The sequence below is a fragment of the Motiliproteus sp. SC1-56 genome, from assembly GCF_017309075.1.
Taxonomy (GTDB): Bacteria; Pseudomonadota; Gammaproteobacteria; order Pseudomonadales; family Balneatricaceae; genus Motiliproteus.
Genome location: NZ_JAEMGS010000010.1, coordinates 169874 through 184486 on the forward strand (window position 1 = coordinate 169874; position 14613 = coordinate 184486).

Annotated in this window: 10 protein-coding genes; all 10 read right to left on the reverse strand. The window is 63.0% G+C overall.

From position 1 onward, the window contains the following. Window positions 1-12 precede the first annotated feature (12 nt). The gene (locus JGZ97_RS12765) at window positions 13-1011 is read right to left on the reverse strand and encodes a HupU protein (RefSeq protein WP_242521743.1); all 999 of its coding nucleotides are present in this window, start codon (window positions 1009-1011) and stop codon (window positions 13-15) included. Further along, on the reverse strand, window positions 1008-2381 hold the full coding sequence (locus JGZ97_RS12770) for a sensor histidine kinase (protein ID WP_207063016.1): 1374 nt from the start codon (window positions 2379-2381) through the stop codon (window positions 1008-1010). The genes JGZ97_RS12765 and JGZ97_RS12770 overlap by 4 nt, the downstream gene beginning before the upstream one ends. A 63-nt stretch (window positions 2382-2444) precedes the next feature. Further along, entirely contained in the window at window positions 2445-3023 is a 579-nt protein-coding gene (gene amrA, locus JGZ97_RS12775; protein WP_207063017.1) for an AmmeMemoRadiSam system protein A, read from the reverse strand. Further along, window positions 3010-3789 carry an AmmeMemoRadiSam system protein B gene (gene amrB, locus JGZ97_RS12780; RefSeq protein WP_207063018.1) on the reverse strand — a complete coding sequence of 260 codons (780 nt, stop codon included), beginning with the start codon at window positions 3787-3789 and terminating at the stop codon, window positions 3010-3012. Before amrB ends, amrA begins: the two co-directional genes overlap by 14 nt. Before the next feature lie 126 nt (window positions 3790-3915). Further along, complete coding sequence (locus JGZ97_RS12785; RefSeq protein ID WP_207063019.1) at window positions 3916-5853, reverse strand: LapD/MoxY N-terminal periplasmic domain-containing protein; 1938 nt, start codon at window positions 5851-5853, stop codon at window positions 3916-3918. 10 nt (window positions 5854-5863) lie between these two features. Then, window positions 5864-6559: a transglutaminase-like cysteine peptidase gene (locus JGZ97_RS12790; protein ID WP_370584057.1), complete on the reverse strand. Its 696-nt coding sequence runs from the start codon at window positions 6557-6559 to the stop codon at window positions 5864-5866. Between the two features lie 50 nt (window positions 6560-6609). After that, window positions 6610-7923, reverse strand: coding sequence for a TolC family outer membrane protein (locus JGZ97_RS12795; RefSeq protein WP_207063020.1), 1314 nt, complete (start codon window positions 7921-7923; stop codon window positions 6610-6612). 64 nt (window positions 7924-7987) lie between these two features. After that, window positions 7988-9388, reverse strand: a complete 1401-nt coding sequence (locus JGZ97_RS12800) for an HlyD family type I secretion periplasmic adaptor subunit (RefSeq protein ID WP_207063021.1) — start codon at window positions 9386-9388, stop codon at window positions 7988-7990. Beyond that, window positions 9385-11580, reverse strand: coding sequence for a type I secretion system permease/ATPase (locus JGZ97_RS12805; RefSeq protein WP_207063022.1), 2196 nt, complete (start codon window positions 11578-11580; stop codon window positions 9385-9387). The genes JGZ97_RS12800 and JGZ97_RS12805 overlap by 4 nt, the downstream gene beginning before the upstream one ends. A 28-nt stretch (window positions 11581-11608) precedes the next feature. After that, a partial coding sequence (locus JGZ97_RS12810; RefSeq protein WP_207063023.1) for an Ig-like domain-containing protein occupies window positions 11609-14613 on the reverse strand: 3005 nt, incomplete at its 5' end.

Below are 14613 nucleotides of genomic sequence, written 5' to 3' on the forward strand. Positions count from 1 at the left end.
CTTCTCCCGTGCTTAGCGCTTCTTTCGGGTGTGGATTTTGGGCGCCACCTTGATGTGATCGCTCACCGCGTTCTCCTTCAGCCGCTCCGGCGTGGCGGCCTTGGACAGGGAAGATAACGCAACAAACCAGGCCTTGGGCATGTCCGTGGGCAGGCCAACCGGAATTCCCGCCAGCTTCGGCGTTTCCACGAAGGGGTGACCGGGTTCCTCAAATTCCGGGGCGGTGCAGTTGATGCAGGCGAAACCGCCCCGGGTGCAGGAGCCCTGACCGTTCCAGAGCCGGATATTGCAGTCGCCGTGGGCCTGGGTGCCGATGCAGCCCATGTGCTCCATCAAACAACCGTTGTCCGACGCCTGACGGGCGCTGGCCTTGTATTCGTAGAATTCGTTACGGGGGCAGCCGTGGTGCACCAGGTGGTCGGCGTAGAAACGGGGGCGCCCCAGCGGATCCAGCTGGCGATTATCCAGCTCCTCAAGAGAGAGGCCCATCAGGGTTTCGGTGATCCAGTTGGGATGGGGCGGACAACCGGCAACATTGATCACCTCCGCCCCGGCCCCGCTCCTATAGTCGCCGCCCAGCAGACCGCCGCGCTGTTCGCCGTCATACTGCAGGCCCCGGACCTCGGCGGGGTTGGTGCCGGCCGACGAGACGCCGCCGTAGCTGGCGCAGGAACCTACCGCCACCACGTAACGGGCCCGCGCCGCCAGGCGCTCCACCCAGGCCATCATCGGCACGCCGGTACCGGCCAGCACGTGGAAGCGCCCGCTGCCGTTGGGGCCGCAGACCACCGCCCCCTCAAGGCAAAGCACGTCCAGGCGCTGCTCGCCATCGACCAGTTCCTGCAAGAGCGCGCGCACTTCGCTGCCGGATTGCTCGCTCAGGGAGGGGTGCCAGAGCAGGTTCACCCCCGCCGCCTCAAGGCTCGCCAACAGGTCAGGGGACTCGGCATTGAGCAGCGACATGGTGCAGCCGCCACAACCGCTGGACTGCAACCACAACAGGTTGATCATGGGCGCTCCTCGACCGGCCCGCGGGGGAGTTCGACAACAAAGCAGGCCCCGCCCCCGGGGTGATTGAAGGCACTGAGCGTGCCACCGTGTTCCTTGATCAGACCGTAACTGAGGGAAAGCCCGAGTCCGGTCCCCTGCCCCACGGGCTTGGTGGTGAAGAAGGGCTCAAAGAGCTTGGAGAGATTATCCTCCGCGATACCGCGCCCATTGTCGTGAATTTCAAAGCGCACCCGCGCCTCCTCGCATCTCAGGCTCAGCGCCAGCCGCGGCACCTCGACCGCGGCCAGGGCATCGAGGGCGTTCTGCACCAGGTTGATCAGCACCTGCTGAATCTGTCCGGGGTGTCCGTAGATCTCACACGTCTGAGGTAGGTCATAGGCCAGCCGCAGCTTGATGCCAGCGTCCCGGGTCACCCAGTGAACGGCGGTGCGGATCACGTGCACCAGGTCGAACGGGCATTTGCTCTCCTTCTGCCCGGAGGAGAACTGGCGCAGGTCCATAACGATATCCCGCACCCGCTCGGCCCCCTCCATGGTGCCCTCGAGCAGCGAGGGCAGATCGTTCAGCAGCCGATCGATCCTGAGCGAGCGGCGCAGCTCATCCTGCTCGGGTTGAGGGGCGTCGCCGTGGACGGCGCCCAGGTACTGCTCCAGGCGCTGGCAGTAACGGATCAGCGAGTGAACGTTGCCGTAGACAAAGCTGATGGGGTTGTTGAGTTCATGGGCGACCCCCGCGACCAGCCGGCCCAGGGAGGCCATCTTCTCGGAGTCGATCAGTTGCTGCTGCGCACGCTGCAGTTCCTGGTGGCTGTTGTTGAGTTCAAGGTAGGCTTTTTGCAGCTCGCCCAGGGGCCGGCCGATCAGCACCAGCCCCAACACCCGTCCCCGGGCGTCGTGGCGACTGGCGCAGTTCATGGACAGGGGCGTTTCAGCCCCCCGGCCCAGGGTCAGGTGCAGTTCGCGGTCACGGAACGCCAGCTCCCCGCCCTGGCGGCGAAAGTTCTCTATCTGCCGGCGTGAATCGGCGCTGAAGAGGTCCAGGTAGGCGCGCCCCAGCAGTTCGGCCTCCGCCACTCCAAGCGCCTGCTCCAGGGCTCGGTTGACCTGCCGGATCCGCCCCTGGGTATCGGTGACGATCAGCACATCGGTCATGGTGGTCAGCACGTTGTCGATAAAGTGCTGGGCATCCTCGAGGGCCTGGTTCTTCTTCTCGATCTCCACCTGATACTTAATCAGGTCGGAATAGACCTCCTCCATCTGGTGCACCACATCCACCCAGGCCGCCTCGGCGGCGGCGTCCAGGCTCAGGGCGTCCACCTCGGCGGAAGCGTTATGAAGCGGGATTGGGGAGGAGTGCGGGTCGATGCTCATCGGCGCCCCTGTGGGAATATCAACGTTCTATGATAACGGCTCACTACAAGCAGGGATAGGCGTCTAGTCCGCCTCGGCAAAGGCACTGACCTGGTAGCGATAACAGCGCATGCCGGCGGGCCAGTCTGAAGGCGCCAGCCCCGCCTTGCGTTTTAACTGACTGAGAAAAGCCCGCGGCTCCGGTAACTGATCCCACACCTGGGGCAGGAAGGTGGCGCGGTGAGTACCCGCTTCCAGCCAGAGGCCGTCGACGCGCGGTCGCAACGCTGCGCAGAGGGCCTCGTCGTTCGCCACCGCCAGCTCTTCCAGAGGAGAAAGCACGGAGATTTCGATCCGCAGCCGCGGCAGCTCCTCGGCGCTGACGGGCGAGAAGCGGGGATCGTCAAATCCTGCGCTGTAGGCGAAATGGGCCACCGCCTGCAGCAGCGGCTCCTTCGCCTCCAGGGTGCCGATACAGCCCCGCAGCGCGCCCTCCAGATGCAGGGTGACGAAGCAGGCCCGGGGCGCGGCCAGTGGGGAATCGCTGTCGACGGAAAGTGCCGGCGGTCGTTGCCCCGAGGCCAGGGCCGCCTCCAGGGTTTGCCGGGCCACATCCAGCAACTGTTGCTGACCCGCGGCCGCCAATGCCTCAGTGCAGGGCATAGGCGCCGTATCCCACCACCCGGTCCCGGGGGCCCTCGGTGTCGCCTGAGTTGCGCAGATCCAGCAGCTCGATCTCAAGCCCCCGCCGGGCCGCCAGGTGCAGCAGGCCGTTGAGGGGGTAAGCACCGCAAGCCTGCTCGCCGGAAAGCTGGGCTCGGCAGGCACAGACGGCCTCGCTGGTGGCCCGGTCCAGACGCTGGGCCTCGCCGTACGGGTGGTAGTGACTGAGATCGCTGCTGATCACGATCAGGGTTTCACGGCCCCCCCACACCTGCTCCAGCACTTCGTCCACCTCCTCGGCCTGGCACTGCCCCACCACCAGCGGCAGCAACCGAAAGTCATCCAGCAGTCGCTGCAGGAAGGGGAGCTGCACCTCCAGGCTGTGCTCCTGGGCATGGGCAGACGGCATGACCCTGACCTGGGGCATCCGCGCCAGGGCGGCCATGCCCTCGCTGTCCAGTGCCACGGCGCCCAGGGGGGTCATGAAGGTATCACAGCCCGGCAGCGCAAGCCCCCTGAGAGGCACCCGGTGTGAAGGCCCCAGCAGCACCACCCGACGGATCGTCTTCGCCAAGGCGCGCAGCAGGTTGTAGGCACGGGCCGCCACCGGCCCGGAGAACGCATACCCGGCATGGGGCACCACCAGTGCCTTGGGGGTGACCCCGGAACAGGGATTTTGCGCCAGGTAGTGATCGATATCCCGGCGCAGGACGACCGGGTCATCGGGGTAGAAAAAGCCGGCCACCGCCGGCTGTCGGACGTCCATGGCTTCGACCTTTAAGTTCTGAGCTTTAAGTTTCGAGCTTTAACTTCTGAGCTTTAAGTTTCGAGCTTTAAGTGCTGCCCTCAGAGTTCTGGCCTTAAAACGGTGCCTTCTCTGCTACCAGTATAGTTACCGCCCCTCGGCAGAGAGCAGCCAAGCCTCGGGCGGAACGATGTAGCCCTGGTAGCCATCCACGGGCAGTGCGCGAAGCTGCTCCAGCTGCTGCGCGTCCTCGATACGGGTCAGGATCAGGTCGATCTCCTGAGTGCGGGCCATACCGGCCAGTGCCTTGTAGAAACCGGCGCTGTGACTGTCTTCATCCAGCACCAGGCCCGAATCCAGTTTGAAGTAAGCCGGGCCCATGGCGGCCAGTTCCCGCAGGCGCTCGAAATGCAGGCCCAGGCGGTCAAAGCCGAAGCGCACGCCGCTGGCGCTGAGCATCGCGGTCAGGGCCTGCAGGGACTCGGGGTCACGAATCAGCGCCTCCTCCGGCAGATCGAAACTCAGGTAGCGCCGCGACTCACCGAGTGCCGCCAAGTACTCATGCAGCCAACTGCTGAAGGCCGCGTCCGCAATGGCGCTCTCCGACAGGTTGAGGGTGAGCGGCTGGCTCAGATTGGCGATAGGCGACGCCAGTGCCTGGAGCACGCAGCGGTCGAAGCGCCCGCCCAGGCCGAACTGATCCACGAAAGGCATGTACTGCCCGGCGTGGTAGCGCCTTCCTTCCCGCTCGATACCGGTAAAGACCTCCAGTGCTAGGAGCCGGTTGTCCGCCAGTGCCAACACCGGCTGGCGCTGGAAGAAAAAGGCTTTGTCGTCCATGGCGCTCAACGCCAGCTGCCGCCACTGATCCCGCCCCAGCACCGGCAGCTGCGGGTCGCCACACACCACCTGCACCCGCCGGTTTGGATCCTTTCGCGCCTGTTGCAGGGCCAGATCCACCTGGGAGAGCAGTTGACCGGCGCTGTCCCCGGGGCGACGCAACACCACGCCGCCGCTGCAGCGTACCTGCTGGTCGGCCCCGGAAAGGGCGAGGTTGCTTTGAATCTCCCCGACCACCTGGTTCACCATGGAGGCCACCTGTTCCGCGTCCAGACCGGGCAGGATCAGCGCCAGATCGGACTTAGAAAGACGGGCCAGGAGCGCGCCGGGATGACGCTCCAGGTGGCGCTGGATCACCTCGACCTGCTCCCGAATCAGACGGTCCCGGGCCTGGTAGCCCCCTTCGGCCTGCAGTTGCTGCAGCCCCTGGGTGCCGATCATGGCCAAGCCGCCGTCGCCGGGTTCGGCCAGCCACTGCTGCAGCTGCAGGTTGAAGAAGTGGCGGTTCGCCACCCCGGTGACGGGGTCCAGATGGGCCTCGCGACGCAACCGTTCGGCCTCCCGAGCCTGGGTCTCGAACAATGATTCCAGGCGTCGACTCATGGAGTTGAAGGCCTTGATCAACCCCTTGAGTTCACGGATACGCGGCTCCGGCAGGGGTTCACCGAACTGCTGATTCTCGATCGCCTGGGCCCGCTGCTGCAGCAGGCCCAAAGGCCGAAGCAGGTAACGCAGGCCATAGACCAGCGCCACCGCCACCAGAAAGAAGGCGGCAACGAACCAGCTCAACAGTCCCGAGACGAACTGCCAGAGCTGTTGATAGGCGTAGCCCGGGTGCCCGGTCACCTGCAACGTGCCCAGCTGCAGCCAGCCGCTGGTCAGCACGTTGGCCTCGGTCACCGGCTCGAACAGTTCAAGGGCGGTGAACCATCCCGGCACCCCCACCACCGCCCGCTCGGTCTCGCGCTGCACGCGGGCGTTCTCTTTCGCCAGCTCGAGGGTTATTTCCCGGTAGTAACCGCCGTCGAAAACCACGCTCACCACCGACTCGGCCGCTGCCTGGTCGCCCGTTTCCAGGTGCGGGAGCAGGGACAACCCAAGAGAGGTCACCGTGTTCTGCACATCGGTCTGCATCTGCCGGGCGAGGTAGTCGCGGGTGTGGGTAAACTGCAGCGACAATACCGCGACCAGCAGCAGCGTAAACAACAGCAGGGTCATCAACACGATTTGGCGGTAAAGGGTCATCTCTCTTTTCCTATTCCAGCGACAGCTCGGGGACGCGAAGGGACTGAATACGGTAGCGGCTTCTCAGGTCATTCCAGCGCTGCAGACGCGAGGCTTTTCCGGCCAGGACACCCCGTCCCCGCTCCTTGTTGAGCCAGAGGTTTTGACCGTTAAAGCTGTAGATGGGGACCAGGTCGCCACGCTCACTGGCCGGCAGGATTTCGCCTTCGAGATTATCCAGGATCACCGGCATGGCGTCGGGGGTGCGGTAGTAGGCAACCACCATGTGGTGCTGATCAAGACGCGTGGCCTTGACGTAGGTAATACGCAACTTCTCCTGGTCAACCCCCAGGGCGAGCAAGGTAAGGTACTTGGCGATACTGTAGTCTTCGCAGTCCCCTCCGTTGGCGCCGAGAAACTCCAGCGGCGTTGCCCAGTAGTCCGTCTCCCGCCACAGCTTGAGGTCATCGATAAAAATGAGCTGGTTGAAGAAGCGGTTCACCTGCTCGAGCTTTTCCGGCTCACTAAGCGCCGCACCTTCCTCCATTAGCCGGCGCCAACTGTTCACGCGCAGTCGGGCCCGCTCGCCGTATTTATCGGCAACGCGCTCCAGCACCTCGTCCCAAGGAAGCCCGTTCACCCCCACGGCGGCGCCCCAGATTGGCAGCGCCAGTGCCAGGGCCAGCAAACCGCGTCTCAGGAAGGGGCTTGTACGCCCTTTAACCACCTGCGGCCCGCCGTTGACCCCGGTTTTTTCTAACTACTGCACTCACGATCTCAGTTCATGGCAACCGGCCAGTCACTGGGCGCTTCGACACTAAGACTTTCAAGCAGGCTGCCGGTGGCGTTGAGCACCCGGTAGCGGGCCAGGACCAGGTCGGTGCGACCGCGAAGCAAGGCTTTCTCCGCCTCGAAGCGCTCGTTCTCCATGTCCAACAGGTCCATCAGGGTACGGCGCCCCAGCTCGAACTGCTTGGTGTAGGCCTCCAGGGTTGAAGCGCTCGCCTCTACATGGCGCTTGAGGTAGGGCTGTTGCTCATCGAGGAAACGGTGCGCGTTCCAGGCCAGTCCCAACCCTTCCTTCACCTGTCGTGCCGCGCGCTCCAGAACCTCGCGGGCCTCTTCCCGCTGGTGGACGGCGCGTGCTGTTTCGTGGGTGTCCTCAAAGCCCGAGAACAGGTTGTAGCGCAGTTTCAGCATCGCCCTGGCGTCGTTGTTGTGCCCCTTGATGCCGTCGAAGTCATCGCCCCAGCTGCTGTTCACCTCAAAGCTGAGCTGCGGGTAGTTGCGGCTTTTGAACACATCGATCTGCTCGGATGCCGCCTCCACGTCGAGACGCGCCGCCATCAGCGTCGGGTGCTGTTGCTGGGCCTGGGCCTCGGCATCGGCCAGGGATGCGGGCAGTGTCAGCTGGCCGTTCTCGGGCCGCTGCAGGTCGGTAGGCATCTCCCCGACCACCTGTTCGAAATTGCGCTGCGCGTCCGCCAGGTTGTTGGCCGCCGCGACCCGGTTGCTGTGGGCGCGTGCCAGGCGACCTTCGGCCTGGTCCAGCTCGGAGCTGGAGCCGATGCCCTGGTCGGTGCGCTGCTTGATCTGGCTGTGAATGCGCTCGTGGGCCTTCAGGTTTTCCTCGGCCAGCGCCAGCTCCTCGCTGGCCTGCAGCACGGCAAGGTAGACCTCGGCGGTGCGCAGCGCCAGGTCTTCGGCCTCGGCCTGAACCAGGTACCGATGGGCCTCGGCTTCAGCCGAGGCGCGGGCGACATCGCTCGGCGTGCGGAAACCGTCGAACAGCATCTGCCGCAGGTTCAGCGACAGCTCCTGCCGGGTCAGCTCTTCGGGGTGATCGCCCCGGGCTCGCAGGCCGGGGGTGTCGGTCTCCTCCCAACCGTAGCCACCCTCCAGGTCGATCCGTGGTAAGTAACCACTTCGTGCGACCCCGATGGCATCCTCACGGGCGTGGTACTGATCCAGCACCGCGCCAATCTCCGGATTTCCGTCGATGGTTTTAAACACCGCCGTTTCCAACGTCTGGGCCTGGCCCAGCAGCGGAAGGGCGCCAAGGATAAGCGTCGATAGAAGTTGTTTTTTCACGGTACCTTCTTATTTTTACAGAGTTAACTTTGAGCTCAAGGCCACTCGCATTTGCTCAGGGCCACTAGCGTTCGGTCAGGGCCATGGTTTGCGCTCGCAAAATCGGCTTGAGCAGATAGTCGAGAATGGTTTTGCGTCCGGTCAGCACGTCCACGGTCGCGGTCATCCCGGGAATAATCGGCAGCTCACCGCCGTTTCCGTCCAGGGTATTGGTCTCGGTGCGCACCCGGATCAGGTAGTAGACATCACCCTTCTCGTCCTCGATGCTGTCTGCACTGATGTGTTCGAGGGTTCCGTTAAGGCCGCCGTAGGAGGCGAAATCGTAGGCGGTAAAACGCACCATGGTCTCAAGCCCCGGGCGCAAAAAGGCGATATCCTTGGGCAGAATCCGGGCCTCGATCATCAGGTGGTCTTCGGTCGGCACGATCTCCACCAAGTCCATTCCCGGCTGAATTACCCCGCCTACCGTGTTGACCGCCATGCGCTTAACCGTGCCCCGTACCGGCGAGGCCACCGTGGTGCGTTTGACACGATCCTCGAGGCTCACCACCCCTTCACTCATCTGCGCCAGTTTGGCCTGGACCTCGTTGAGCTCACTCTGGGACTCGGAGCGGTGCTGCAGGGCTACATCCAGGCGCTTGTCGATATTTTCCAGCCGTGCGGCTTCCACCTTCGGCAGCATCAGCCGCGAGCTTTCCAGCTCCGACTTGAGCAGGTTCACCTCCCGCTCCAGTTTTATCAGCTCGACCCGCGGCACCACGCCCTCTTCAGCCAGGGGCCGGGTCATCTGCAACTCCTCGACCCCGAGGCGGTAATTCGTCGCCAGATAGCGGATCTTGGAAATCAGCTCCTTTTTCTCCTGGGCACGCTGGTCAATCTGGCGTTCAATGATTTTCAGCTGGTTACTCAGGTTTCTCAGCCGCTCTTCCAACTGGGCGCGCTCCCGCTGCATCAGTGCCCGCAGTTCCGTCGAAGCGCCCTCATCCAGAGCCCCAAAATCAATCGCAACCGGCAGCACCTGGACCTGGGTCTGCCAGGCATCCGGGTCGACCGCGGTTGCATTCACCCGAATACTGGCCAGTTCTGCCTGCAGACGGGCGGCACTGGCCCGCATAAAGTTGGCTTCCTGGGCGTGTTCACGGTAATCGGAACGGAAACGGGTATCGTCGATCAACAGCAACGGCTGCCCCCGCTCCACCGGATCGCCTTCGCGAACCAGCACCTGCTTGAGGATGCCTCCCTCCAGGTTCTGCACTACCTGGATATGCTGTGATGGGATCACCCGGCCTTCGCCGCGGGTCACCTCATCGAGCTCGGCCACGGTGGCCCAGGCAAGTGCGCAGGCGGAAAACGCCACGATGGTCCACAGCAACAGCCGGGAACGCCGGGAGGGCTGCAACAGCAGGGTCGCGTCAGCACGATCGACGAACCCCTGCAGGAACTCCTCCCGGGTATACTGGCTCACAGCGTGGGCTCCCCGCCCTGTCGGGCGCCCCGCACCCGCCCCTCGGCCAACAGCGCAAGGACCTTCTCTTTGGGCCCGTCGGCCACCAGACGCCCCTGGTCTATCACCAGCAGGCGGTCAACCGCCTCCAACATGGATGTCTTATGGGTAGTCAGCAGCAAGGTCCGGTTGGGGCCCAGGGACTTCAGGCGCTCCAAAAGCGCCCGCTCTGCCCGGTTATCCAGCTGGCTGCTGGGCTCATCCAGCAGAAAAATCGGCGGGCGCAGCAACGCGGCCCGAGCCATGGCCACGGCCTGGCGTTGACCGCCGGAAAGAAAGCGGCCGCCTTCGCCGACCTGCCTCTCCAGCCCTTCGGGGTCAGTATTGGTAAAGTCACTGACACCGCCGAAATCGGCCGCCTTGACCAGACGCTCGTCACTGGAGTACGGGGCCCCCAGCAGAATGTTGTCCCGAATGCTGCCGAAAAAGAGCTGGTTTTCCTGGGTAACCGAACCGATGTTACGACGCAGATCCGCCGGATGAATCTGCGCCAGGTTGATGCCATCGATACGGATGGCCCCGGCGCTGGGCTGGTACAGCCCAAGCAGCAGGCGATTGATGCTGCTCTTGCCGGCCCCGATGCGACCGATAATGCCTACCTTTTCCCCGGCCCGAATGCGAAACGAGACCCCCCGCAGCGCGCTGCCTTCCTGGTGGGGGTAACGAAAATCCACCTGGTCAAATTCAATATCCCCGAACAGCTCAGGGCGGTTGACGTATTTGCGCTCCAGGCTCTGCTCCTCGGGCATCTTCATCACCTGGTCGATCAGGCCCATGGCCGCCTTGGCCTGGTTGTAACGGGTAGCCAGCAGCGACAGTTGCGCCATAGGGGTGATCGCCCGGCTTCCGAGCATCACCGCGGCGATGATGCCGCCCATGCTCAAGGCGCCCTCCGCCACCTGGTAGACACCCAGAACCACCGTGGCCACTGTCACCAGTTGCTGCAGGTAGCTCGATAGGCTGGCGACCGAGGTGGAAAGCCGTCGGCTCGCCATCTCCAGGCGTCCCATCTCGCTGACATTGCGCTCCCACTGCTCCTGAAACTGGCTCTGGGCCCCGGCGATACGCAGGGATTCCAAACCGCTCAACCCCTCCACCAGGGTGGCGTTCTTCTGCGCCGCATACTGCCCGCTTTCGACAATGGCGCGGGCCAGGGGCCGCTGCACATAAAAGCTGTAGGCCACCATGACCAGCATGGCGACCAGCGGCACCAGCGCGAGGGGGCCGGCTACGATCCAGATCACCAACACCAGCAACAGGGCAAAAGGCAGGTCAATCAGACTGGACAGGGTCGCCGAGGTGATAAATTCACGAACGCTCTCAAACGACTGCAGTTGGTTGGCGAAGGCTCCCACCGACGGAGGACGTGCCTCCATTCGAATGCCCATCACCCGGCTGAATATTCGGGCCGAAAGCTTCAGGTCGAGCTTCTTGCCCACCAGATCGATAAAGTGGGCGCGCAGCTGACGCATGATGAAGTCGAAGGTGAAAACGATCAGAATGCCCGTGGCCAGCACCCACAGGGACTCAAAGGCCAGATTGGGAATCACCCGGTCGTAGACGTTCATCACGAACAGCGGGGAAGCCACGGCGAACAGGTTGATCAGGACCGAAGCCACCACCACGTCAAGGTACAGCAGGCGGTTCTCGCGCAATGTGCTCCAGAACCAGTGGTGACGCCGGGTGTCGATCACCTCCGGGCTGCGTTCGTCAAAACGGTACTTCTTCTTGACGTAAAACAGGTGCCCCGCGTAAAGCCCTTCCAAGGCGTCAAGGTCCAGCCAGGTTTCGCCGCCACCCGCCTCGGGTTGCAGAATACGGGCACGCCCCTGGTCCCGATCCAGCTCCAGCAGCACGCAGCAGCTGCGGTCATTCAACAGGAGCAGAGCAGGAAGCAGCAGCGTGGAGACGCTGGACAACGGCTGAGAGGCGAGCCGGGCCGCCAACCCCGCGCGCTCCGCCGAGCGCGGCACCAGATCGGGCGTCAGGCGGTTGTCCACCAAGGGGAGCCCCTCGGTGAGCGAATCCTCGGAACAGGGGTTGCCGTGGTGCTGACTGAGCAACACCAAGGCCTCCACCAACGGATCATTGGGGTGATCGTCTTGCGGCTCAACCTGCCAGGCCGCTGTGGCGCTATGTTCCGACGACTGCATTCAGCGGTACTACCTTACCACTCCGGGATTAGCTGTCGATGATCAACTTATTGGATTCAAGCAGCTTGTTGACGATGTCACTGTCAGTGGCAAGACCGTCAACGCCCAAATCCGCATATGAGGTATTCTGCAGCTCGATTCGTTGGGTAACCTCACCGCCGGCGCCAGCCGTACGAATATCAATTACCACACTCGAGCCATTCTCTTCGAAATCGAGGTACCCGTCCAGATTCGCCGCGCTCTCACCCTGCAAAAGATCTGACAGGTCAAGACGATCGTCACCGGTTCCGAAGTCGGTGACCTGGTCAACCGCGATATCGCCCGCGCTTCCCTCATCACCGGCACGCCAGAGGAACAGGTCGTCCCCGCTGCCACCGGTGAGGATATCGTCGCCGGCAAGGCCACTGACCTGGTCCATTCCCTCGGTGCCGGCTAGGGAGTCGCCGGCGTCAGACCCGCTGATTACGTTGCTGGGGTTAATCGTCAGCGTTGCCTCTGAGGTATCACCGTCAGCGTCTTCAAGGGTGTAGGTAAAGACATCACCATCGGTAATGGCCGGTGTGAACGACAGTTCCTCCACGGTAAATGCGTCGTTCGGACCACCATCGACGCCGAAAACCAAGTACGCAAAAGTGGCACCCGGCTCCATCGGATTGATAGTCACCCCGACCGGACTGTTGTTTGCGTCCTGGGCCGCAATCGAAGTGATGGCTACCTGCTGCCCTTCTGAATCGTAGGCGTAGATTTTGATGCCCTGGGTTTCAAGGTTTGCGTTACTCAGGTTTGCCAACACCACGGTGGCACTGTCCGCGGACGCTGGCAGTCCGATCGCAAGATATTCATGTGTCTCGATCTGGTATCCGGATTGGTTGCTGTCAGTGGGGATCACTCCCAACTCGTAGCCGTTTGCCTGCTTCTTGGAATACCAGGAATGGGAGCCATCGTCGTTCGCTTTCTGAGTCAGCAGGTTACCAGCCGGGTCAAACTCACTCGATCCATTCGCCGTGGTACCACCAAAGGCGAACAGTTCAGCCCCTGCCCAGCCAGCTTCGGAGCCGGAGAAATGCGTGCTGAATGTGCTGGTATAGGTGTAGGAGCCATCCTGGTTAATAACCAAATCGCCGTAATCACCGTTGAGGGTCAGCGATGTCGCTTCACCAAAGACGTGCTTATCGCCCTTGAACGTCACACTGGTCAGCTGAGCCCCGTCCGCACCGCTTGCATCCGCCTGATCCCCGGCAGCGCCACTGGCAAGTACATTGCCTGTGGTCTCGGCGGCCTCGCTGACGTCGGCATAACGCAGATCGTCATTGGCAACCGGTGTATCGTCTGTCACGGTGACGGCGAAATCGCCGCTCGCTTGCAACCCGTTCTCATCGGTGGCGGCCAGTGTGAACGCCAAGGCAAGGGCGTCATCATTGCCGGTGCCGACGTGGTCGAGCGGTGCCTTTAGAGTGAATTCATAGGCAGCGCTGTCACCGGAGACGGTGACCGTCAGCGTGTAGACCGGCTCCCCATTTGCCGTCCCGGTCAGGGTATTGGTTGTAGCATCCCAACTTTCAACGATTTCGATGCCGTTAGAGGTGTTGGCGTTGGCGGCACTGACCACCAGGCTGGCAACGGCCGCTGCACTGAACGCCAGGCTGAAGCTGCCTGACTGGTGAACCGACAGTGAGTTCTCGGAGTTGACCAGGTCATCCTCGTCAACGGCGCCGTCGGCGATGTTCAGGTCACCATCGTAAACCGTGATCTCCACGTCACCATGCACAGTGGTCGTACCGTCGTAGACGCTGTAGCTAAAGCTGCCTACAGGATCCGTACCGTTGTAGTCCGCAGGCGCGTCGTATTGCAGCCCCTCAAGTTGAGCCGCGGTCAGCGTATCGCCGCTGCTGATCGCAGTCCCATCGGAAAGGGTTACGGTCCCCAGATCAGGCAGGCCGATAACCGTAATGATCAGGTCATCGCCGTCGGCATCGGTCGGCGCGTTCAGGCCCAGGCTGGTATCACTGCTGCCTTCCATCACCTCGACCTGGGTGCTGTGGGCCACTGGCAGGTCGTTGACCGCGGTCACGGTGACGCTGACCGTCGCGGTCTCGCCGTCGGCGTTGGTGTAGGTAAAGCTGTCATCACCACTGAAGTCGGCGTTGGGGGTATAGGTGACGGTGCCGTCAGCGTTGATGCTGACAGAGCCGTTGGCACCCGGGGTGACGGAGCTCACCGGTGCCTTGGGTCCATCAATGTCGCTGTCGTTGGCCAGCACGTCGATCTTGACGGGGGTGTCTTCATCGGTAACGGCGCTGTCGTCGGCCACCACGGTGGCATCATCCACCGCGTTGACGGTGACGCTGACCGTCGCGGTCTCGCCGTCGGCGTTGGTGTAGGTAAAGCTGTCATCACCACTGAAGTCGGCGTTGGGGGTATAGGTGACGGTGCCGTCAGCGTTGATGCTGACAGAGCCGTTGGCACCCGGGGTGACGGAGCTCACCGGTGCCTTGGGTCCATCAATGTCGCTGTCGTTGGCCAGCACGTCGATCTTGACGGGGGTGTCTTCATCGGTAACGGCGCTGTCGTCGGCCACCACGGTGGACTCATCTAAATTAGTCTCGGTCAGTTGCACCGACACATCACTGGTCAGCGTGCCGTCGCTGACGGTGACGGTCAGGTCGTGGACGTTGGCCAGGGTCTCAAAATCGTTGGTCAGGGCATCAACCCCGTCGGCGGTAAGGCTGATCTCGCCGGCGTCGTTGATCTGGAAGTAGCCGGCGTCGTTGCCACCCGTGATGCTGTAGCTGAGGCTGTCGCCGTCCACGTCACTGGCGCTGACGGTGCCCAGCACCGCGCCCGCTTCCTGGTTCTCGGCGTAGCTGAAGCTGTAGCCCTCGCTCTCCGGGGGCAGGTCGAAGGTGGGCCCTTCGTTGACGTCGGTCTCGCTCAGCTGCACCGACACCTGGCTGCTGAGTTCGCCGTCGCTGACGGTGACGGTCAGGTCGTGAACGTTGGCCAGGGTCTCAAAATCGTTGGTCAGGGCATCAA